The organism is Ramlibacter montanisoli (assembly GCF_013087525.1).
GTDB lineage: Bacteria > Pseudomonadota > Gammaproteobacteria > Burkholderiales > Burkholderiaceae_C > Ramlibacter > Ramlibacter montanisoli.
The window spans coordinates 500,452-519,750 of sequence record NZ_JABFCS010000001.1 but is presented as its reverse complement, the minus strand read 5'-3'; the positions used below and the strand labels follow the sequence as shown (position 1 = coordinate 519,750).

Below are 19,299 nucleotides of genomic sequence, written 5' to 3'. Positions count from 1 at the left end.
CACAACAGACGGAGAACCCATGGTCCTGCTCGAATTCGCCATGTCGCCCACCGGCGAGGGGGAAAGCCTCAGCCGCCACGTGGGCCGCATCCTGGACATCATCGACCGCAGCGGCGTCACCTACCAGCTCACCGCGATGGGCACCATCCTCGAAGGCGACTGGGACGAGGTGATGGCCGTCGTGGGCGAGTGCTTCCGCGAACTGCAGAAGGATTGCCGGCGCATCTCCATGAACCTGAAGATGGACTACCGCGCCGGCACCGAGCCGCGGCTGCGCAGCAAGGTGGACGCGGTCGAGGGCCACGTCGGGCGCAAGCTGCGCACCTGAGGCCCGCGCGTTCAGCCCTTGTAGTAAGGGCAGGTGATGACGTGCTTGCCGACCCGCTTGACGAAGCTGCTGCGCACGGCGACCTCGCCGGTCAGCGTGTGCTTCATGCGGTAGTCCACCGTGCCTTCGCCGCGCTGCATGGCCACGCGCACGAACTGCTGCGGGAAGCACATGCCGTCCAGGTCGCGCAGCGGGCCGGTGCCGATGCGGCCCGGGTTGTTGCCGTGGGCGACGAAGGTGCCGCTTTCGTCCAGCACGTTCAGGTAGAGGTCGCCCATCACGAACTGGCCGTGTTCCATGCGGTTGATGTCCGCCATCAGCGCCTGCATGCCGTGCTGCCGCACGAATTCGCAGCCGCGCTCCATCAGCTGCCGCGCTTCCTCCAGCGTGCCCTGCTCGGTGCCGCCGGCGTCGAACGCCGACATCACGCGCGTGACCGCCGCCGCGCGCTCCTTCAGCGCCGCCGCGGTGCGGGCGGCCGCGCTCACCAGCGTGGCGTTGTCCTGCGTCGCGCCGTCGATGCGGCCGATGGCGTCGTTGATGCTCTGGATGCCGCTGCTCTGTTCCTGGCTGATGGCGTCGATCTGGCCGATCAGCTCGGCGACCTGGCGCACCTCGGTCACGATGCCGGCGATGGCCGCGCCCGCCTGGTCCACGCGCGCGCCGCCGGCGTCCACCTGCTGCACCGAGGCCCCGATCAGGCCCTTGATCTCGCGGGCGGCCTCCGCGCAGCGTTGCGCCAGCGACCGCACCTCGGTGGCCACCACCGCGAAGCCGCGGCCCTGCTCGCCCGCGCGCGCGGCTTCCACCGCCGCATTGAGCGCCAGGATGTTGGTCTGGAAGGCGATGCCGTCGATCACGCCGATGATGTCGCGGATGCCGTGCGAACTGGCGCGGATGGAGCCCATGGTCTCCACCACTTCGCGCATCGCCTCGCCGCCCTGCTCCGCCCTCGCCGCTGCGGCGCGGGCCAGGTCGTTGGCCTGCTGCGCGGTGGACGCGCTCACGCGCAGCGTGGCGGTGAGCTGCTCGATCGAGGCCGCGGTCTGCTGCAGCGACTCGGCCTGCGTGTCGGTGCGGCCCGAGAGCGCCTCGTTGTCGATGGTGATCTGGGAGGCGTTGATCGCGACGTTGGTGCCGGCGGTGCGCACCTGGTAGACCACGTCGGCGAGCCGGCGGCGCACGTCCTCGAGTTCCTGCACCAGCGGGCGCAGCTCGCCGGCTCCGGCGGTGGCGATCGGGTCCTTGAGCCGGCCGGCGCGCAACTGGCCCACCGCGCGGGTGGCCTGGCCCATGGGCCGGATCACGCTGCGCTGCAGCCAGCCGGCGGTCGCCAGGGCCGCGACGATCGCCGCCACACCCAGGCCGATGGCGAACATCTCCGGCGTGCCCTGCATCTGGTTGGCCGCCAGGGCCGTCAGCGCCGCCAGCAGCAGCACGATCGCGCCGAAGGCGAGGTTCACGCGGACGCCGAGGAGGGTACGGGCGCGGCGCGCGGGCGCTTCGGCCAGGGGTGCGGCCTGCGCCACCAGCGGCGCAGGCAATGTCTCCGCCCTCATGGGGCCTCCTCGTTGTGACTGCCTGTCACACATTCTGGGGGCCGGCCCACAGGCCGTCCACCGCGAGGAGGTAACGCGCCCGGAGGGCGCAAGTTGTTGGCGGGGAAGCGTCAGCAATCCGCCACAGGCGGACTCAGGCGGCCTTCTTCTGCGCCGGCACGCCGATGCGGTCCAGGGCGTCGGCCAGCTGCTTGACCGTGCGGTCCACGTGGTGCCACTTGTCCAGGCCGAACAGGCCGAGGCGGAAGGTCTTGAAGTCGCTGCCTTCGTCGCACTGCAGCGGCACGCCGGCCGCGGTCTGCAGGCCTTCGTTCAGGAATTTCTTGCCGGACTGGATGTCGGGATCGGTCGTGTAGCTCACCACGACGCCGGGCGCCTTGAAGCCGTCGGCGGCCACGCTGGGGAAGCCGCGGTCGAACAGCGCGCGCACCTTGCGTCCCAGGTCTTCCTGCTCCGCCTTCACCTTGGCGAAGCCGTAGGCCTGCGTTTCCTTCATGGTGGAGCGCAGGCGCGTGAGCGCATCGGTCGGCATGGTGGCGTGGTACATGTGGGCGCCGCCTTCGTACGCCTCCATGATCTGCAGCCACTTCTTCAGGTCCATGGCGAAGCTGCTGCTGGTGCTGCCGTCGATCGCCTTGCGGGCGCGCTCGCTCAGGCAGACCATGGCGCAGCAAGGCGAGCTGCTCCAGCCCTTCTGCGGCGCGGAGATCAGCACGTCGACGCCGGTGGCCTTCATGTCCACCCAGATCGCGCCGCTGGCGATGCAATCCAGCACGAACAGGCCGCCCACCTCGTGCACCGCGTCGGACACGGCGCGCAGGTAGTCGTCCGGCAGGATCATGCCGGCGGCGGTTTCCACGTGGGGCGCGAACACCACCGCGGGCTTCTTCTCGCGGATCGTGGCGGTCACTTCGGCGATCGGCGCCGGGATCCAGGACGCGGTCGGGCCGCTGCCGGTCTTGCGCGCCTTGAGCACGGTCGAAGAGGCCGGGATGTTGCCCATCTCGAAGATCTGGGTCCAGCGGTAGCTGAACCAGCCATTGCGGATCACCACGACGTCCTTGCCGCCGGCGAACTGGCGCGCCACGGACTCCATGCCGAAGGTGCCGCTGCCCGGCACCAGCACGGTGGAGTGCGCCTTGTAGACGTCCTTCAGGATCGCGGAGATGTCCTTCATCACGCCCTGGAAGCTGCGCGACATGTGATTGAGTGCCCGGTCCGTGTACACCACGGAAAATTCGAGCAGGCCTTCAGGGTCGACGTTGGGCAGCAGTCCGGGCATGTTGTCTCTTGCGGTTGTGGGAAGGAAAAAGCCAGCTTAACACCCGACCCTTACCCCCTGCGCCGGGGGTTTTTTGCCGTCCCGGGGCTGGTACATTCGCGCCATCGAAGAGGAGATCACCATGGCCAAGGGCGAACAGCGCAGCAACAAGATGGCGAAGAAACCCAAGAAGGACACTTCGCCGCCCAAGGAAGGCACGTCGGACCGGCCGATGCCGCCGATGACGACGGTGCTGCCCAAGGGCAAGCTGAAGAACAAGTGAGGCGTGCGGGCGCGGGCGCCGCAAAGGCGCGCGCATGGGCCTGAAGCCCACGCAGTACCGCTGCGCGTCGGAATCGCTGCTGCGGCGCCTGCGCAAGGAAGGGACGATGCCGCGGATCCACCCGCTGATCGACCTGTGCAACGGCATCTCGATGGCGTTCGCGATTCTCGTGGCGGTGCTCGACGTGGCGCGCATCGAAGGCGCGCTGCAGGTACGGCACGCCGAAGGCAGCGAGCGCTATCTCACCTTCGGCGGCGGGATCGAGCACCCGGAGCCGGGCGAGGTGAGTTTCGTGGACGCCGAGGGCAACGCCCACGCCCGCCGCTGGACCAACCGGCAAAGCGGCCTGTCGGCGGTGCGGGACGAGACGCGCGAGGTGCTCGTGGTGGTCGAGGCGATGCACGCGGGCGGCGCCGACGATGTGGCACGCCTGCTGGACGCGATCGCGCAGGCTTTGCGAGAAGTTTGGTCCGTCGAAGCGCGGACCCAGCTGCTTTCCGCCACTCAGCCCGCTTTCGGATTCCCGTAGGCTGGCGGTGCGCGCAGCGAACCCCGGCGCCCCACCCTCAGCACTTCAACTCCCGGAACCGCAGCTTGGTCTTCACCAGCGGCGTTTCCTCCTGGATGGTCGGCTCGGTGCCCCTGGCCTTGAGTTCCGCCTCCTGCTCCTTCATCCGGCCTTCCAGCGCCGTGCATTCCTGGCGCGCCTCCGGGGCGAGCTGGGCGCGGCGCGCGGCCTTCGCGCGGTCCTGTGGCGGCGTCTTGTATCTCTCGGAAGTCCGGGCGCCGCCCGGGCCGAGCTCCCGCCCGCCGGCGCACGGGATCTGGGTGTAGATCACCCTGCCGTTCGCGTGGCACTTGTAGGTCGGTGTCAGTGCGGGCGCTTCCTGCGCGCCCGCCGGCGCGGCGCCCAGCAGCAGCCACGCCGCAGCTGCCAGCACCCCCAAGCGCGTCCCCGTTCCTGCCATGGCTCCCTCCGTCGTTGGCGCGATGCTAGGCGGTGGCGGGGGCGGGAAGCTACTACAAGAGGTTTCCGCGACGCGGGCAACCAACAGGCGGTGTCAGCCCCCTGCGCGCCGCCGCCGACCATCCAGGCGGTGCCGAAGCGGTCCACCAGCATGCCGAAGCTCTCGGACCAGAAGGTCTTCTGCATCGGCATCGTCACTTCGCCGCCCTGGGCCAGCGCGTCGAAGACGCGACGCGCTTCCTGGGGCGAGTCGTACATCAGCGAGAGCGCGAAGCCGCCCATGGGCTGGGCCGGATGGGTGGGCGGGCAGTCGGAGGCCATGAGCCGCCGGCCGTCGAGGACGAGGCAGGCGTGCATCACGAGGTCTTCCGCGCCGGGCACGCGCGCGCTGGGGTCGGGCGAGTCGCCGTATTTCATCATGGGCTCGAGCCTGCCGCCGAGGGTCTTCTCGTAGAAGCGCATGGCTTCGGCGCAGCGGCGGTCGAAGAAGAGATAGCTGTCCAGCACTGGCATGTCGGTCTCCTTGGGTTGCGGGCCGGTGCGCCCGTCATCCCCATGACGATGGACCCCGCCGGGATTCGACAGTTCGCGGCGGCAGGTCGAGAAAAACCGCACGGATTGCGGGCTTCAGGACCGCCCATCGGCGACAGGCGGCAGGGCGGTCACAGCCCGTTGCAAAACGGATGAGCTTCGACCCTCGCCCTGTTGAGGTATTTACAATTTGAAATCATGCCGGAAGGGCCGGGGCGTAACCTCCTTTTCCCTCTGGCAGACATGCTGGCGTTTTCCCTTGAACGACCCGACGGAAGGGGGCTGTTGCAATTTGTAATGCGGTGCGATACTAAGCAAAAGCCCTAGACGCATGACCTCGCTTTCCCGCATCAGCTGCCACACCGTCCACTCCATGCGAGCCGCGGAGCGGAGTCGCTGGCGCGCGAACTGTTCGCCGTGCATTCGCAGATCTTCGCCGGCCTGAGCTACGAGGAATTCCGTTCCTACGTGGTGGAGCGCGATGCGTGGCGCACCTGGGTCTACGTCAAGTACAACTCCGCGGGGCAGGTGGTGGGCTACACCTCCATGCATGCCTTCCGCGTGCCGGTCGACCAGCGCGTGTCGCTCGTGATCCGGCTGGAAGCAGGCACCCTGCCCGCCTACCGCGGACGCGACCTGACCATGGTGTACGCGGTGCTGCGCCTGCTGCGCCTGTGGCTGCGCCAGCCCTGGCGCCAGTTCTGCATCTTCGCGGCGCTCACGCACCCGAGCAGCTACACCTTCCTGTCGCACTATGCGCCGGTGATCTGGCCGCATGCGACGCACAAGGACATCCCGGCCGACGTGATGCAGCGCATGGAGCATCTCGCCGAGAGCTTCCACCTGGAACGCGTCGACCCCGCCAACCCGCTGGTGCGCCACGTGAACTGGGTGACGCTGGAGACCGAGGAAGAACGCAACCGCTGGCTGGCCAGCAAGCGCCGCGACACGCGCTTCTACCTGGACAACAACCCCGGCTACGTGCAGGGCCACGGGATGCTCACGTACATCCCCTTCAACGGCTCGATCCTGCTGCGCTCGCTGGTGCGTTTCGTCGTCGGCCGCGGCCGCAAGATCACCCGCCTGATGCTGGGCAAGGAAGCCGCCTCCAAGGGCACGCCGCGCCGCCACCCGATCGATTCGGCCTTCCAGCCGCTCGAGTCCTCGCTGCCGCGCGACGCGCGGCACTAGGCATCAACGCGGCGCCTGCGCGCGCCGCCACTCCTCGCGCTGTTCCGCCGTCAACACGGCGTCGACGCGCCTGCGCGCCTCGGTGGTGCGTTCCATCGTTTCGCGGCGCAGGTCGTGCGCGATCGCATCCACCTGCGCGCGCTGTTGCGCGCTCAGGCTCGCGGGCAGCGGCCCCAGGGCCAGCATCGTGCTGCCGGGGGCGGCATGGAGCGATCGCGGCATGCCGGGCGTCATGCCCGGCCCCATGCCGTACTCCTGCATCATGGAACCGGGACCGTAAGCGGAGCAGGCCCCCAGGCCCACCACGACCAGCGCGCCCAGCAGCGTCAGGTTGCTTCTCATCACCACACCTCTTTCCAGCGTTCCCGCAACGATAGGCGCGCTGTCCCGACCCCGGGTTGACACGCGTCAAGCGGCCCCGTCCGCGCGCGGCAGCGTGAAGCAGAAGGTGGCCCCCTCCCCCGGCACGGACTGCGCCCAGACCCGGCCGCCCTGGCGCACGATGGCGCGCGCCACCGTCGCCAGGCCGATGCCGGTGCCGGGGAACTCGTCGGCGGCATGCAGGCGCTGGAAGGTGCCGAACAGGCGGTCGGCGTAAGCCATGTCGAAGCCGCAGCCGTTGTCGCGCACGAAGTATTCGCCGCGCTCCTTGCTGCCGCCGACGGCGATCCTGGCCTGCGCCGTCCTGGAGGTGAACTTCCAGGCGTTGCCGATCAGGTTTTCGAGCACCGAGCGCATCAGGCGCGCGTCGCCCAGCACCGCCAGGCCGGGGTCCACCCGCCAGCTGACCTGGCGCTGCGGTTCGTCCGCCTGCAGGCGCTGCAGGATGTCGGTGGCCAGGTCGCTCACGTTCACCACGGAGCGGATGATCTCCACCTCGGACACGTGGGCGAGCGCCAGCAGGCCTTCGATCAGGTGCGCCATCTCCTGCGCGTTGGCCTGGATGCGCGCCAGGTAGTGGTGGCCGCGCCCGCCGGGCACCTGCTCCAGTTCCTGCTGCAGCAGCGCGGCGTACGAGCTCACGCGCTGCAGCGGCGACTGCAGGTCGTGCGACACGGAATAGGAGAAGGACTCCAGCTGCTTGTTCGCCAGCCGCAGCGCCTCCTGGTTGGCGACGAGGTCGGTGATGTCCGCGTCCACGCCCACCCAGAACAGGATCTCGCCGCGCTCGTCGCGCACCGGCACCGCCCGGTAGGTGGTGGTGTGGTAGGTGCCGTCCCTGGCGCGGATGCGGCGGGTGCCGGTGAAGGGTTCGCCGGTGGGCGCGCAGCGCTCCCAGGCCCGCTGCATGACGGCCCGGTCGTCGGGATGGATGGCCTCGGTCCACTCGTGGCCGTGCCACTTGGGCGGGGCGCCTCCGGCGAGCTCGTACCACGCGCGGCTGAGGAAGGTGATGCGGCCCTTGGGATCGACGGTCCAGAAGGGCAGCGGCGCCTGCTCGGCAAGCGTGCGGAACAAGGCCTCCTGGCGCACGAGCTGGCTGGTGCGCTCCGCGATGCGCTCCTCCAGGCTGGCGTTCAGGCGCCGGATCTCCTCCATCATCAGCACGCGCAGGGTGATGTCCTGGTGCGCACCCTGGATCGCGACCACCTTGCCTGCCGCATCGTGCACCGGCTCGCCCACCGAGCGCAGCCACACGCGGCGCCCGGTTCCGGTCACGAGCTCCAGTTCCAGGTCGAAGGGCAGGCCCTCGTCGACGCAGCCGTTGACGGCGTGCAGGGCCTTGGGCAGCGAGCCCGGGGCCACCATGGCGAACATCTCCTGCAGCGTCGGCTCGGCGTGGGGCGGCAGGTCGAGCGCGGTCGCCGCCTCCTCCGACAGCGTGAGGCGCTGCGTGGCAAGGTCGGCGCGCCAGTGCCCCATGCGCGTGAGCCGCCCCGCCATGTGCAGCTGCTCGGCCTGCGCGCGCAGCCGGTCCTGCGCCTGCTTGAGCGCGTCGATGTCGGTGGCCGTGCCGAACCAGGACAGCTCGCCGCCCTTCTCGCGCGCGGGCACCGCGCGCAGCAGTTGCCAGCGGTAGCTGCCGTCGCGGTAGCGCAGCCGGTGCTCGTGCTGCAGTTCCAGGCCGGTGCGCAGGCCCTCGGCGATCCGCTGCACCATGGCTTGCGCATCCGCCGGATGCACCAGGTGCTGCCAGCGCGAGCCGAGCGCCTCCTCCACCGGCCGCCCCCCGTGACTTCGACCCAGCGCTGGTTGACGAACTTCAGCGAGCCGCGCGCGTCGGCGGTGAACACGATCTGCGGCATCGCCTGCGCCAGCTGCTGGAAGCGGTCCTCGGTCTCCTCGCGGCTGCGCGAATGGCGGCGCACCTGCAGGGCCAGCGCGATCGTGATCGCCAGCGCCACCAGCCACACGCCGCCGGTGAGGCTGGCGAAGCGGCGCCAGGACTCCAGCATCTCGTCGTAGCCCGAGCCCACGGCCACCACCAGGTCGGGATAGGTCGGCAGCTGCCGGTAGGCGATCACGCGCACCACGCCGTCGAAGCCGCTTTCGCGGATGAAGGTCCCGGAAGGCGCGCGCGGCAGGTGCTCGCGGAAGATCGAGAGGTGCGAGAAATCCCTGCCGCGCAGCGACTCGTCGGTCGGGCTGCGCGCGAGCAGCTGGCCGTTGCGGTTGTAGAGCGCCACCGCGCCGTTGGGACCCAGGTCGATGCCGCGCCACAGCTCCTCGAAGTAAGGCGGCTCGACCGCGCCCACCAGCACCGCGCGCAGGCTGCCGTCGGCGTTGCGGATGGGACGCGCCACGCTCATCATCCAGGTGCCCTTGGTCCGGCTGCGCAGCACCGGGCCGATGAAGAAGCCGGTCCTGTCGTTGCCCAGGTAGGCCTGGAAGTAGGGCCGGTCCGCCATCGACACGCCGATGTTGCCCTCGTCCGAGTCCAGCACGATGCGGCCCTGGGCGTCCACCACCCACAGCGCCCGCAGGAAGGGCAGCTCGCGCAGTTCGGACCGCAGCGTCGTCCGCGCGCTGGCCTCGTCCAGCTGCCCGGCCTGGCGCAGCGACTCCAGCCGCACGATCGCCAGCTGCAGCGTCTGGTCCACCGACTGCAGGGTGCGGGCGGTCTGTTCCGAGATCACCCGCGACAGCGAGGCCGTCAGTTCCTCGCCGCTGCGCAGCGCCGCCTCGCGCAGGTAGAGCAGGGCGAACACCAGCAGCGCACCGGTCAGCAACGCCACGGCCAGCAGTGCCCCGGCGTCCCTCAACGTTCTCCTCATGGGCTGCATTGTGCGCTGCGGCGGCCCCCGGCATGCACATGCGTCCTCCGCTGACACGGCAGCCGCCGGCGGCGCCCGGACACTGCTCACTCACCCACGACCAGGAGCCACGATGAACCAGCACGCCATGATCCGGGGAGAAGTCTGCTTTCGCGCGGGCGACGGCATCCTGATGCCGGTACCCGACGGCGAGGTCGACATCGAAGTGGCCGACGACAGCGTCACGCTGTCCTGGAACGACGGTGAAGGCAACGTGACGACCACGGCCATCACCCGCGACGAGTACGACCGCTACGTGCAGGAAGGCAAGATCCGCCTTCTCGGCCGATAGGCCCGGCCATGGTCTCGCGCGCCGCCATCGAAGTGATCCTGTTGCTGCTGGCAACGGCGGCGACGCTGGCGCTGCGTCCCTGGCGGCTGCTGCGTCCCCACGAGGGCAAGGTGCCCCTGGCGACGCCCTTGCTCGCCTCGCTGACCGTGATGCCCTGGCTGTGGTCCTGGCCGGGGCTGGCGGCGCTGCCGCTGCCGCTGCACTGGTCCGGCGCGCCGCTGGTGGTGCTGCTGGTCGGCTGGCCGCTGGCCGTGCCGGTGATCGTGTTCGCCGGCCTGAGCACCCTGCTCACCACGGGCAACACCATCTGGCAGGCCTTGTCGCTGATCGTCTGGACCGGGCTGGTGCCGGCGACGCTGGTGCTGGCGATGGGCCACGGCGTGCGCAAGGCCTTCGGCCCGAACCCGGTGGCGTACATGCTGGGACGTGCGTTCTTCGTGCCGATGCTGGCGCTGGCCGTCTGCGGCATCGTCGGCGTGCTGCTCGCGCACACGCTGCACGGCAACACGGCGGGGCTGCAGAAGGTGGCCATCGGCCTGCTCTCCATGGGCGAGGCGTCGTGGACCTGCGCGATCGCGAGCTTCCTGGTGGCCTATCGGCCGCAGTGGCTGGCCACCTGGTCGGACGCGATGTACCTCGGCCGTGCGGCGCGCGTGCGCGCACGCGCACCGGTGCTGCCCCCGCGCCGCTGAGCCAGCGGATTTGTCCCAGCCCTTTGTACGGCGACTCCTGCGGTGCTATCGTGCGCGCCATGCAGTACAGACACCGCCCCGCGGCATTCGCCGCTGCCGCGCTTGCCTTCGCCGCCCTGCCGCTGGCGGTGAGCGCGGATCCTGCACTCGCCCCCGAACAGGTCGCGGTGCGCCAGGGCACGGCGAACGTCGGCGGCCTGTGGTGCGGTGCCGGCCTGCTGCGTGAATTCACGCTGGAGATCGCGCAGCACTACCAGGACGTGCAGGGCAAGCTCATGCGCAAGGCGCGCGTGCGCGAGATCACCGGCCACGTGCACGGCGCCGTGGTGAAGACCGATCCGCAGCGCGACCACACGATGGAACTGCTGGCCCAGGGCAACGAGCGCGCATCGTTGGCGCCACCGGCATGCTGGCGATGGCCAAGGGCCAGTTCTTCACCCGCGCCACCGGCGGCAGCTGCCGGCATTGAGCACCGCGGCGTGGCTGTGGGTGCCCATCGTCCTCTGGGCGGCACTGGCACAGACCGCCCGTAACGCCGCCCAGCGCTCCCTGGTCGCCCAGGCCGGCACCTTGGGCGCCACCCTCGCCCGCTTCCTCTACGGCATCCCCTTCGCCGCGGCCTGGGTCCTGCTGCTGCACCGGCTGCCGGCGACGGCGGCGGACATTCCTGCGTTCACCAGCGGCTACTTCGGCTGGCTGCTGCTCGGTGCGTTGGGGCAGCTGGCGGCCACCGCCTTCCTGCTGGCGGCGATGAAGCAGCGCAACTTCGTGGTGGGCGTGGCGTACTCCAAGACCGATGCGCTGCAGGTGGCGCTGTTCGGCTCGCTGTTCCTGCGCGAGCTGCCCGGGGCGGTGACCATGGTCGCGATCGCGCTGGCCACCGCCGGCGTGATCATGCTGTCGCTGCCGCAGAAGGGCGCGGCACTGAAAGGCCGGGCGTGGACCTCGGGCGCGGCGTGGTACGGGCTGGCCTCGGGCGCGGGCTTCGCGCTGTCGGCCGTCGGTTATCGCGGCGCCGCGCTGCAAGTGCCGGACAGCTCCGCCTGGCTGGCGGGCGCCTGGGGCGTGCTGCTGGCGCAGAGCATCCAGACCGTGCTGCTCGGCGGCTGGCTGGCCTGGCGCGCACCCGAGGCCCTGCGCGCCACCGTCACCGCGTGGCGCATCTCCACGGTGGCGGGCGGCATGGGGGCGATGGCCTCGATCGGCTGGTTCACGGCCTTCGCGCTCACCACCGCCGCCAACGTGCGCACGCTGGGCATGGTGGAGGTCGTGTTCAGCTACCTCGTGTCGCGCCGCCTGCTGCGCGAGAAGCTCGCGCCGGTGGAGCAAGGCGGCCTGGCCCTGGTGGTGGCGGGCCTGCTGGCGCTCGGCCTGCGCCTCTAGCGGCTGCCGTCCTTCAGCAGGGACCAGGAACCCCAGGCGAGGTCGGTCGCGCGGCGGGCATGCATCCACTGCTGGAACTCGGGGCTCTCCAGCGCGCTGCTTGTCGCCGGTCTGCTCGGCCTTGGCCAGCACGATGTGGAACTTCTCTTCGGCGTGGCTCTCTGCGGCCTGGAAGCGCTCCGCTTCCGCTTCGGCCGCGGCCAGTTCTTCGGTCCAGTCGCTCATGAACGTCTTTCGTTAAAGGGGAGTATGCACGCCGCGCGGCAACCGTGCGCCGCACCAGTCAGGTGCCCTTGGGCCGCCGACTGGAACCGGGCGCCCCAGTCCCGGCACTCCTACACAAAAGCAGCATGGACACGCACGAGCCTTGGCGCTACAAGGAACGAACATGGCAGTGAGGGCGTTCGCCGCTTCAGCGCGCTATGCCCGGCTAGGAGCGAGCGAATCATGTCTTTCAGCACCCTGCTGTATCGCTATTTCTTCTTCGGCTGGCTGTTCAAGGACGTCAACCGCGGCAACCTGCTGGAGCGCGCGGCCGCCTGGCGGCACAACCGGGACCAGGCGCGCTGGCTGCCGACCTACATGCGGCGCTGGCTGTGGTGCGGCCTGTTCTTCTACGGCCTCGGGATGCTGGTCGAGTCTCTGCTGAACGCCCCCGGCCTTTCCGTGGTCTTCTACGTGCCTTGCGCCCTGGCCGTGCCCATCAACGCGGTGATCGGCGCGGCCTGGGTCGGCTTGCGGGTGGTGCACGCGCAGGCCTGAGCCGGGAATTGTTGGCGCCCGCGCTGAGCGCGGTGCGCCTGCTGCCGCCAGCGGCAACGGAACACTGTATGCTCATACAGTGGAACTTCACGACAAGCTCGCCATCCTGGCCGACGCCGCCAAGTACGACGCCTCGTGCGCGTCCAGCGGCGGCCAGCGCCGGGACTCGACCGACGGGCGCGGGCTCGGGTCCAACGAAGGCATGGGCATCTGCCACAGCTATGCGCCCGACGGCCGCTGCATCTCCCTGCTCAAGATCCTGCTGACCAACTACTGCCAGTACGACTGCCTGTACGCGTCAACCGCGTCAGCAGCAACGTGCCGCGCGCGCGCTTCACGGTGGACGAGGTGGTCCGGCTCACGCTCGACTTCTACCGCCGCAACTGCATCGAGGGCCTGTTCCTGTCCAGCGGCATCATCCGCAGCCCCGACTACACGATGGAGCAGCTGGTCGAGGTCGCGCGCCGCCTGCGCGAGGAGCACGATTTCCGCGGCTACATCCACCTCAAGACGATTCCCGATGCGGCGCCCGAGCTGCTGCAGCGCGCAGGCCAGTACGCCGATCGCCTGTCGATCAACATCGAGCTGCCCACCGAAGCCGGGCTGGTGTCGCTGGCGCCGGAGAAGGACGGCCCCGCGATCCGCCGCTCGATGGCGCGGCTGCGCGTGCACATCGAGGAAGCGAAGGAGCAGGCGCGCGAGGTGGAGGCCAGTCCGGTCGTCTCGCTGCCGCGTGCGAAACCGGCACGGGCACGCAGCAAGCCCTTCGCCGCGGCGGGCCAGAGCACGCAGATGATCGTGGGCGCCGATGCGGCCGACGACGCCACCATCCTGGCGACCAGCGCGCAGCTCTATGGCTCCTACCGACTCAAGCGCGTCTACTATTCCGCGTTCAGCCCGATCCCCGATGCCTCCTCGTCGCTGCCGCTGCAGGCGCCGCCGCTGGTGCGCGAGCACCGCCTGTACCAGGCCGACTGGCTGATGCGCTTCTACGGCTTCGCGGCCGACGAGATCGCCTCGCCGCGCACCGGCGGCATGCTGCGGCTGGAAGTCGATCCCAAGCTGGCCTGGGCGCTCGCGCATCCCGAGAATTTCCCCGTGGACCTGAACCGGGCGCCACGCGAACTGCTGCTGCGCGTGCCGGGCCTGGGCGTGAAGGCGGTGGATCGCCTCCTGCTCACGCGCCGGGTGCGCCGCCTGCGCGCGGACGACCTGCAGCGGCTGCGCGTGCCGGTGAAGAAGGTGCTGCCCTTCGTGGTGCTGGTGGACCACCGCCCGGCGCGCGTGCTCGACGTGCGAGGGCTGGTGGCGCAGGCCTCGCAGGCGGTCCCGCAGCAGGTTCCGCTGTTCTGAGCATGCTGGTGCGGCTGGACCACGAGACCGACCTCGCGGGCTTTCGCCGCGAGGCCCGCGCGCTGCTGGCGCGCAGGGTGCGGCCGATCGACGTGTCCTGGTCGGCGGGCCCGTGCCACGACGACCTGTTCGCGGACGGCGACGTGGCGCAGGACGAGGAGCCGCCTCCCGACACCGGCGTGACGGTGCCACCGGCCTTCCTCGAGCTGTGCCACACGCTGGTGCTGCACCGCGAGCCGCATCGCTTCGCGCTGCTGTACCGGCTGCTCTGGCGCCTGGTGCACGAGCCGGCGCTGCGCCACGACCCGCTGGACGCCGACATGCTGCAGGCGCGCCAGATGGCGCAGGCGGTCAAGCGCGACATCCACAAGATGCATGCCTTCGTCCGCTTCCGGCAGGTGCAGGACACCGACGACGCGCTCGATCCGCTGCATGTCGCCTGGTACGAGCCGGACCACCGGATCGTGGAAGCCAACGCACCCTGGTTCCGCCGCCGCTTTGCCAACATGCGCTGGGCGATCCTCACGCCGGAACGCTGCGTGGAATGGGACCGCCGCCAGCTGCAGTTCCGCGCCGGCGCCACGCGCGCCGACGCGCCGCCGGCCGATGCCGGCGAAGCCCTGTGGCTCACGTACTACCAGAACATCTTCAACCCGGCACGGCTGAAGCTGGCCATGATGCAGAAGGAGATGCCGCGCAAGTACTGGCGCAACCTGCCCGAGGCGCAGCTGATCGCGCCGCTGGCCGCGCAGGCGCGCGAGCGCAGCGCGCGGATGATCGCGCAGCCGGCCACCGTGCCGCTGCGGCGCATCCCGCGTGCCGCGGAACCGGCACCGCCGCTGCTGGAGCCCGATGCGCTGGCGTCCTTGAACGCGCGCATGCAGCGCTGCCGCGAATGCCCCATCGGCGCCAACGCCACGCAGGCGGTGCCGGGCGAAGGACCGCTGCAGCCCGCCGTGATGTTCGTCGGCGAGCAGCCGGGCGACCAGGAAGACCTGCGGGGTCGTCCCTTCGTCGGCCCCGCGGGGCAACTGTTCGATCGCGCCCTGCAACGCATCGGCGTGGCGCGCGAGAGCGTGTACGTGAGCAACGCGCTGCGCCACTTCAAGTACGAGCTGCGCGGCAAGCGCCGCATCCACAAGACCCCGGCGCAGGAGGAGGCCCTGGCCTGCCGCCACTGGCTGGACGAGGAGATCGCGATCGTGCGGCCGCGCGCGCTGGTGGCGCTGGGCGCCACGGCCGCCCGCGCGCTGCTCGGGCGGCCGGTGGCGGTGCTGTCCGAGCGCGGCGAATGGCGAGAGCGCGGCGACGGACTGCGCGTGCTGGTCACGCTGCATCCGTCCGCCTTGCTGCGCATGCCGCCCGAGCAGCAGCCGCAGGCTTTCGAGGTCTTCGTGCGCGACCTGGCGCTGGCCTGGCCGGCGCGGGCAGTTTCAGGAAGCGACCCCTAGCCCCTCAGTCGCCCCCGGTGCACAGCCAGTGCCGCTGCAGCGCGGGCCGCGCGCAGTGGCGCGAGAGCACGCGGTCGGCCAGGTCGGCGCGCACCACGCGCTCATGCTCCCAGTCGCGCGCGATCCACTGCATGGCTTCGTGCAGGTGCCGGCGGTCGCCGGTGCGCTCGAAGCGATCGAGCAGCCGGGTGGCGAGTTCGCCGCTGGCATCGGTGTCGCCCAGCACGGCGAACTCGCGCAGTTGCGCCAGCGCCGACTCCGGCGCGGCGGATGCGCTGGCCTGCGGGGCGAACTTGATGCGCATCGCGGTCGCTGCCGGCGCGTAGGCGCCCGCCTGCGTTGCGAGCGACAGCAGCAGGCACAGGGCCGCACCGCGCCGCAGCACGTGGTCAAAAGGCCTGCACATGTTCGGTCACCTCGGTGGCTTCCTGCGCGTGTTGCGCGGCAGGCAGCAGGAGCGCCGGCGCGGGGGCAGGCTGCAGCAGTTGCGGCACGGACATCGCGGTGGGCGCTTCGCTCTCGGCGGTCGCCACCGCCACCAGGGCGGCCGTGGCGAACACGACGGGGACCAGCCACCAGCTGGCGCCCCTGCGGGTGGTTTCGCGGCGGAGACGGTGCTTCATGCTTCCTCCTGGGTGCGATGCACGCCGATGGCGGCGTACGAACCACTCTAGGAAGCGAAGCGCGCTGGCGAAATGGCGCCGATGCGCCGCGGCATCGCGGCTAGCTGCCAACCCCAAAGGGTGAGATCAGGCGCACACCGCCTGCAAGGGCACCTGCACCTTCACGCGCGTACCGCCCGAGCCGCCGTGCACGTCCACGTGGCCGCCCAGCTGGCCGGCGCGCGCGCGCATGTTGACGATGCCGCGCCCGTAGGAGTCCGGCGAGACACCGGCGGCGCCGATGCCGTTGTCGCGCACTTCCAGCTCGAGCTGGCCGTCGACGACGCGCAGCCGCACCTGCACCTCGGAGGCGCCTGCGTGCTTGACCACGTTGGTCAGCGCCTCCTGTGCCATGCGCAGCAGCTGCAGCGAGGCATGCGGCGAGAGCTGCAGCGCCTCGTCGGGCACGGCGATCTCCCAGCGCGGGCGGATGCCGCAGGCCAGCAGCTGGCTGCGCCAGCGGAACAGGAAGTTGCCCAGCGTCGAGCGGAAGTCCTGTTCCTGCGGTGCCAGCGTGTCCAGCGCCAGCCGCATCTCGGAAATGCAGTCGCGCAGCATGCTCGCGACTTCCTCCGGCGGCATCGCGCCGCGCTCCACCCGCGACAGCGACACGAACAGCCGCGAGCCGAGGCCATCGTGCATGTCGCGCATGATGCGCTGGCGCTCCTGCGCGGCAACGTTCTCGCGCTCCAGCGCGAACATGCGCATGTAGTTGGCGGCCAGCTGCTGTTCGCGCTCGGCCACGCGCGCCTCCAGCGTCTGGTTCACGTCTTCCAGCGAATGCAGGGCGGCGATGAAGCGCCGGGTGAGCAGCGCGCCCATGGCCAGCAGCACCAGGCTCGCGCCCAGGTGCAGCAGCTGGAAGCGTTCGGCGGTCCACTCGGTGAGCCAGGCGATCGGGGGCTCCAGTTCCCAGCGGATCATGTAGTCGTGCATGCCGGCCAGCGCGGCGATCGCCATGGTCGCCGGCAGCGCGGCGGATTCCAGCGTGCGCCGGCGCACCAGCGACCACGCGGAGACGCCGACGATGGTGGCGCCGATCGGCAGGAAGCCGCCCACCCAGAAGCGGTTGACCAGCGGCTCCGCGGCCGGCCCCTGCGCCAGCATCCACAGCGGCCCCAGCAGCCAGTAGCCGAACAGCGCGCGTTCGAACCAGGGCTTGCGGATGCCCGCCAGGCGCCAGGCCAGCATGGTCATCACCACGATGAAGCCGCCGGTGGAGGCGTGCAGCACCAGCCGCCAGAGGTACCACGCATCCATGGGCACGACCTCCACCACGAAGGTGAGCGTGCGCACGCCCCACAGCGCCAGTGCCACGCCGAACAGGCCGTACTTCACCTCGCTGCGGCGGCGCCACCAGATGGTCAGCACGGACAGCGACAGCAGCAGGCAGACGGTGGAGGTGATCTGCGGCGTGACGCTCACCCAGAAGAAGCGCGTGTCGTACTGCTCGGAGAGTTCGGCCAATGGCCCGATGCGCAAGCGCGGGAAGCGCAGCGACGAGCCTTCCGGCGGCTGGGCGGCGCGCACCAGCAGCTCGTTGCCGCCGGCGCGCAGCAGGGCCGGCGGCAGGGCCACCAGGTGCGGCCGCGCCCAGCGCACGTGCGCCTGCGGCGTGTTTTCCGGGATGCCGCCCACCAGCGCGCCGTTGAGCCACACCTGCCCGCCGTCGTAGAGATAGGGGAACAGCACGGCCCAGGCCTGCGGCTCGCCGCCCGGGTGCTCGAAGGAAATGCGGTACCAGGTCGCCTGCGGCACCGCGTGCGGTCGCGCCTTGCGCCAGAGGTCGGGCAGGGTGACCGGCTGCCAGGCAAGCCTGGCATCGGGCGGCGTGGGCGATGCGTCGGCCAGCATGCGTGCGGCCGGCGCCTCCACCACGCCGGCCGCCGCAGCAACACCGCCCAGCGCGCACGCGAGCGCCAGGAAGAAACAACGCCAGGCCGCCACCCGGACCATCACAGCAGCCCCAGCTGGGTCGCCTCGTACACCGCTTCGCCGCGGGAATGCACCGCCAGCTTGCGGTAGATCTTGCGCACGTGCGCCACCACGGTGTGGGGCGAGATCCCCATCAGCTCGCTGATGGTCTCGAAGCTCAGCCCCTTGGCCGTCAGGCGCAGCAGCTCGGTCTCGCGCTCGGTGAGCAGCGCGCCCGAGGCCGCGGGGCGCGGCGGGGGAGCGGTGGCGCGCCCCGGCGCCAGGGCCAGGCGGAAGCGGTCCAGGATGCGGCGCGCGATGCCCGGGCTGATCGGCGAGCCGCCGCCGCGCAGTTCCTTGATGCTGGAGACGATGCTCTCGGGCAGCGCGTCCTTCAGCAGGTAGCCGGCGGCGGCGCCGCCTCGATGGAGGCCAGCACGTGCTGGTCGTCGTCGAACATGGTCACCACCAGCACGTCGCAGCGGCACTGGCGGGCGAGCGCATGGCGGATCACCTCCACGCCGTTCAGGTCCGGCAGGCCGAGGTCCAGCAGCACCACGTCGGGCGGCTGCGCCTCCATCATGGCCATGGCGGCGCGTGCCGTGCCCGCGCTCCCGGCCAGGGCCAGGGCGGGGTCGGACAGGATGGCGTTGGTGAACCGGCGCATGAACTCCGGTTCGTCCTCGACGATCAGTACGCTGGTTGGCATTGCAGGTCCCCGGAACATGAAATCATTCTGGTGGGCCACCGCGAAATCCGCCTCACCCAAACGGGGTCCCGCACATCCCCTTACGCGGCTTTGCACGGCCGGTGCACGGGCTTCGCCCGCTGGACAAGTGCGCGGCGCATGATGCATGCATCCCATCAGGAGCAGTACCCATGAAAACATCCGCCATCGTGTGCGCCGTGCTGGCCGGCAGCTTCGGCTTCTCCAGCATCGCCGCCGCCCGCGACCATCGCGAGGACGGCCGCGGCGAGCGTGGCCAGCGTTTCGAGCAGCGGCAGGACCGCCAGGAGCGCCGTGAATTCCGCCAGGAGCGCCGTGAAGAACGGGCCGTGCGCCAGGACCGGCAGGAAGACCGCGCCTACCGCCAGGGCTACCGTGCCGGCGTGCAGCAGCCGCAGTACCAGTACCAGCAGCCGCGGCAGGTGTACCAGCAGCCGCGCCACGCCTACCAGCAGCCGAGCTACGGCTACAGCCAGCCCGCCTACCGCTCGCATGCGCCGCGCTTCCACCGCGGCGGCTACCTGCCGCACCAGTACCGCAGCCACGCCTACTACGTGAACGACTGGCACTCCCATTCGCACCTGTACGCACCGCCCTACGGCCACCAGTGGGTCAACGTGGACGGCGAGTTCCTGCTGATCGCGCTGGCCACCGGCCTGATCGCCAACGCGCTGCTGAATTGATGGAAC

22 protein-coding genes and 2 pseudogenes are annotated in these 19,299 nt (G+C 70.5%); 12 read left to right on the top strand and 12 right to left on the bottom strand.

Annotation, left to right across the window (positions count from 1 at the left end):
* Positions 1–19: 19 nt before the first annotated feature.
* Positions 20–328, top strand: a complete 309-nt coding sequence (locus HK415_RS02695) for an MTH1187 family thiamine-binding protein (protein WP_171556673.1) — start codon at positions 20–22, stop codon at positions 326–328.
* An 11-nt stretch (positions 329–339) separates the two neighbouring features.
* Here HK415_RS02695 and HK415_RS02690 read toward each other — a convergent pair whose 3' ends face one another.
* A complete protein-coding gene (locus HK415_RS02690) occupies positions 340–1,887 on the bottom strand; it encodes a methyl-accepting chemotaxis protein (protein ID WP_171556672.1) in 1,548 nt (515 codons plus the stop codon).
* A 133-nt stretch (positions 1,888–2,020) separates the two neighbouring features.
* Positions 2,021–3,169, bottom strand: a complete 1,149-nt coding sequence (locus HK415_RS02685) for an aminotransferase class V-fold PLP-dependent enzyme (RefSeq protein WP_171556671.1) — start codon at positions 3,167–3,169, stop codon at positions 2,021–2,023.
* 121 nt (positions 3,170–3,290) lie between these two features.
* Between HK415_RS02685 and HK415_RS02680 the strand changes: the two genes are divergently transcribed.
* Together HK415_RS02680 and HK415_RS02675 are read left to right on the top strand one after the other, a co-directional pair.
* A complete protein-coding gene (locus HK415_RS02680; protein WP_171556670.1) occupies positions 3,291–3,431 on the top strand; it encodes a hypothetical protein in 141 nt (46 codons plus the stop codon).
* Positions 3,432–3,465: 34 nt separating this feature from the next.
* Positions 3,466–3,960 carry a B3/B4 domain-containing protein gene (locus HK415_RS02675; RefSeq protein WP_171556669.1) on the top strand — a complete coding sequence of 165 codons (495 nt, stop codon included), beginning with the start codon at positions 3,466–3,468 and terminating at the stop codon, positions 3,958–3,960.
* A gap of 37 nt (positions 3,961–3,997) precedes the next feature.
* On the opposite strand, the gene HK415_RS02670 is transcribed toward HK415_RS02675, so the two are convergent.
* Positions 3,998–4,270 (bottom strand): hypothetical protein, encoded by a 273-nt coding sequence (locus tag HK415_RS02670; RefSeq protein WP_171556668.1) that lies wholly within the window; start codon positions 4,268–4,270, stop codon positions 3,998–4,000.
* A 32-nt stretch (positions 4,271–4,302) separates the two neighbouring features.
* The gene (locus HK415_RS02665; protein WP_171556667.1) at positions 4,303–4,911 is read right to left on the bottom strand and encodes a VOC family protein; all 609 of its coding nucleotides are present in this window, start codon (positions 4,909–4,911) and stop codon (positions 4,303–4,305) included.
* Between the two features lie 435 nt (positions 4,912–5,346).
* On the opposite strand from HK415_RS02665, the gene HK415_RS02660 reads away from it, so the two are divergent.
* Positions 5,347–6,120 (top strand): hypothetical protein, encoded by a 774-nt coding sequence (locus tag HK415_RS02660; RefSeq protein ID WP_171556666.1) that lies wholly within the window; start codon positions 5,347–5,349, stop codon positions 6,118–6,120.
* Between the two features lie 3 nt (positions 6,121–6,123).
* On the opposite strand, the gene HK415_RS02655 is transcribed toward HK415_RS02660, so the two are convergent.
* The 3 genes and pseudogenes from HK415_RS02655 to HK415_RS24335 all read right to left on the bottom strand — a co-directional run.
* A complete protein-coding gene (locus HK415_RS02655) occupies positions 6,124–6,462 on the bottom strand; it encodes a hypothetical protein (protein ID WP_171556665.1) in 339 nt (112 codons plus the stop codon).
* Between the two features lie 66 nt (positions 6,463–6,528).
* Positions 6,529–8,244 carry a PAS domain-containing sensor histidine kinase gene (locus HK415_RS02650; RefSeq protein WP_309246552.1) on the bottom strand — a complete coding sequence of 572 codons (1,716 nt, stop codon included), beginning with the start codon at positions 8,242–8,244 and terminating at the stop codon, positions 6,529–6,531.
* Between the two features lie 272 nt (positions 8,245–8,516).
* Positions 8,517–9,335, bottom strand: a pseudogene (locus tag HK415_RS24335) (cache domain-containing protein); the annotation flags it as partial.
* Between the two features lie 112 nt (positions 9,336–9,447).
* Between HK415_RS24335 and HK415_RS02645 the strand changes: the two are divergent.
* The 7 genes and pseudogenes from HK415_RS02645 (at position 9,448) to HK415_RS02615 (ending at position 15,307) form a co-directional block, all read left to right on the top strand.
* Positions 9,448–9,666, top strand: a complete 219-nt coding sequence (locus HK415_RS02645; RefSeq protein ID WP_171556663.1) for a hypothetical protein — start codon at positions 9,448–9,450, stop codon at positions 9,664–9,666.
* Positions 9,667–9,674: 8 nt separating this feature from the next.
* Positions 9,675–10,358 carry a hypothetical protein gene (locus HK415_RS02640; protein ID WP_171556662.1) on the top strand — a complete coding sequence of 228 codons (684 nt, stop codon included), beginning with the start codon at positions 9,675–9,677 and terminating at the stop codon, positions 10,356–10,358.
* 59 nt (positions 10,359–10,417) lie between these two features.
* Complete coding sequence (locus HK415_RS02635; protein ID WP_171556661.1) at positions 10,418–10,891, top strand: hypothetical protein; 474 nt, start codon at positions 10,418–10,420, stop codon at positions 10,889–10,891.
* Positions 10,815–11,741 (top strand): DMT family transporter, encoded by a 927-nt coding sequence (locus HK415_RS02630; protein ID WP_171563105.1) that lies wholly within the window; start codon positions 10,815–10,817, stop codon positions 11,739–11,741. The genes HK415_RS02635 and HK415_RS02630 overlap by 77 nt, the downstream gene beginning before the upstream one ends.
* 447 nt (positions 11,742–12,188) lie before the next feature.
* The gene (locus HK415_RS02625; RefSeq protein ID WP_171556660.1) at positions 12,189–12,503 is read left to right on the top strand and encodes a hypothetical protein; all 315 of its coding nucleotides are present in this window, start codon (positions 12,189–12,191) and stop codon (positions 12,501–12,503) included.
* A 79-nt stretch (positions 12,504–12,582) separates the two neighbouring features.
* A pseudogene (locus HK415_RS02620) lies at positions 12,583–13,856 on the top strand (putative DNA modification/repair radical SAM protein).
* 2 nt (positions 13,857–13,858) lie between these two features.
* Positions 13,859–15,307, top strand: a complete 1,449-nt coding sequence (locus HK415_RS02615; protein ID WP_171556659.1) for a UdgX family uracil-DNA binding protein — start codon at positions 13,859–13,861, stop codon at positions 15,305–15,307.
* 4 nt (positions 15,308–15,311) lie between these two features.
* Here HK415_RS02615 and HK415_RS02610 read toward each other — a convergent pair whose 3' ends face one another.
* The 5 genes from HK415_RS02610 to HK415_RS24330 form a co-directional block, all read right to left on the bottom strand.
* Entirely contained in the window at positions 15,312–15,713 is a 402-nt protein-coding gene (locus HK415_RS02610; protein ID WP_171556658.1) for a hypothetical protein, read from the bottom strand.
* A complete protein-coding gene (locus tag HK415_RS02605) occupies positions 15,697–15,930 on the bottom strand; it encodes a hypothetical protein (RefSeq protein WP_171556657.1) in 234 nt (77 codons plus the stop codon). The genes HK415_RS02610 and HK415_RS02605 overlap by 17 nt, the downstream gene beginning before the upstream one ends.
* A gap of 126 nt (positions 15,931–16,056) precedes the next feature.
* Complete coding sequence (locus HK415_RS02600; RefSeq protein ID WP_171556656.1) at positions 16,057–17,925, bottom strand: sensor histidine kinase; 1,869 nt, start codon at positions 17,923–17,925, stop codon at positions 16,057–16,059.
* Positions 17,925–18,371, bottom strand: a complete 447-nt coding sequence (locus HK415_RS02595; protein ID WP_309246551.1) for a response regulator transcription factor — start codon at positions 18,369–18,371, stop codon at positions 17,925–17,927. Before HK415_RS02595 ends, HK415_RS02600 begins: the two co-directional genes overlap by 1 nt.
* Entirely contained in the window at positions 18,278–18,592 is a 315-nt protein-coding gene (locus tag HK415_RS24330; protein ID WP_253261735.1) for a response regulator, read from the bottom strand. The genes HK415_RS02595 and HK415_RS24330 overlap by 94 nt, the downstream gene beginning before the upstream one ends.
* Before the next feature lie 170 nt (positions 18,593–18,762).
* Between HK415_RS24330 and HK415_RS02590 the strand changes: the two genes are divergently transcribed.
* Complete coding sequence (locus HK415_RS02590; RefSeq protein ID WP_171556655.1) at positions 18,763–19,293, top strand: RcnB family protein; 531 nt, start codon at positions 18,763–18,765, stop codon at positions 19,291–19,293.
* Positions 19,294–19,299: the final 6 nt, after the last annotated feature.

What these genes read in the sequence shown, in the direction of transcription:
- HK415_RS02645 (WP_171556663.1), top strand. Translation starts at nt 9,448, where the DNA reads ATGAACCAGCACGCCATGATCCGGGGAGAAGTCTGCTTTCGCGCGGGC.
- HK415_RS02665 (WP_171556667.1), bottom strand. Translation starts at nt 4,911, where the DNA reads ATGCCAGTGCTGGACAGCTATCTCTTCTTCGACCGCCGCTGCGCCGAA.
- HK415_RS02675 (WP_171556669.1), top strand. Translation starts at nt 3,466, where the DNA reads ATGGGCCTGAAGCCCACGCAGTACCGCTGCGCGTCGGAATCGCTGCTG.
- HK415_RS02635 (WP_171556661.1), top strand. Translation starts at nt 10,418, where the DNA reads ATGCAGTACAGACACCGCCCCGCGGCATTCGCCGCTGCCGCGCTTGCC.
- HK415_RS02610 (WP_171556658.1), bottom strand. Translation starts at nt 15,713, where the DNA reads ATGTGCAGGCCTTTTGACCACGTGCTGCGGCGCGGTGCGGCCCTGTGC.
- HK415_RS02625 (WP_171556660.1), top strand. Translation starts at nt 12,189, where the DNA reads ATGTCTTTCAGCACCCTGCTGTATCGCTATTTCTTCTTCGGCTGGCTG.
- HK415_RS02640 (WP_171556662.1), top strand. Translation starts at nt 9,675, where the DNA reads ATGGTCTCGCGCGCCGCCATCGAAGTGATCCTGTTGCTGCTGGCAACG.
- HK415_RS02680 (WP_171556670.1), top strand. Translation starts at nt 3,291, where the DNA reads ATGGCCAAGGGCGAACAGCGCAGCAACAAGATGGCGAAGAAACCCAAG.
- HK415_RS02590 (WP_171556655.1), top strand. Translation starts at nt 18,763, where the DNA reads ATGAAAACATCCGCCATCGTGTGCGCCGTGCTGGCCGGCAGCTTCGGC.
- HK415_RS02695 (WP_171556673.1), top strand. Translation starts at nt 20, where the DNA reads ATGGTCCTGCTCGAATTCGCCATGTCGCCCACCGGCGAGGGGGAAAGC.
- HK415_RS24330 (WP_253261735.1), bottom strand. Translation starts at nt 18,592, where the DNA reads ATGCCAACCAGCGTACTGATCGTCGAGGACGAACCGGAGTTCATGCGC.
- HK415_RS02605 (WP_171556657.1), bottom strand. Translation starts at nt 15,930, where the DNA reads ATGAAGCACCGTCTCCGCCGCGAAACCACCCGCAGGGGCGCCAGCTGG.
- HK415_RS02685 (WP_171556671.1), bottom strand. Translation starts at nt 3,169, where the DNA reads ATGCCCGGACTGCTGCCCAACGTCGACCCTGAAGGCCTGCTCGAATTT.
- HK415_RS02655 (WP_171556665.1), bottom strand. Translation starts at nt 6,462, where the DNA reads ATGAGAAGCAACCTGACGCTGCTGGGCGCGCTGGTCGTGGTGGGCCTG.
- HK415_RS02690 (WP_171556672.1), bottom strand. Translation starts at nt 1,887, where the DNA reads ATGAGGGCGGAGACATTGCCTGCGCCGCTGGTGGCGCAGGCCGCACCC.
- HK415_RS02615 (WP_171556659.1), top strand. Translation starts at nt 13,859, where the DNA reads ATGCTGGTGCGGCTGGACCACGAGACCGACCTCGCGGGCTTTCGCCGC.
- HK415_RS02600 (WP_171556656.1), bottom strand. Translation starts at nt 17,925, where the DNA reads ATGGTCCGGGTGGCGGCCTGGCGTTGTTTCTTCCTGGCGCTCGCGTGC.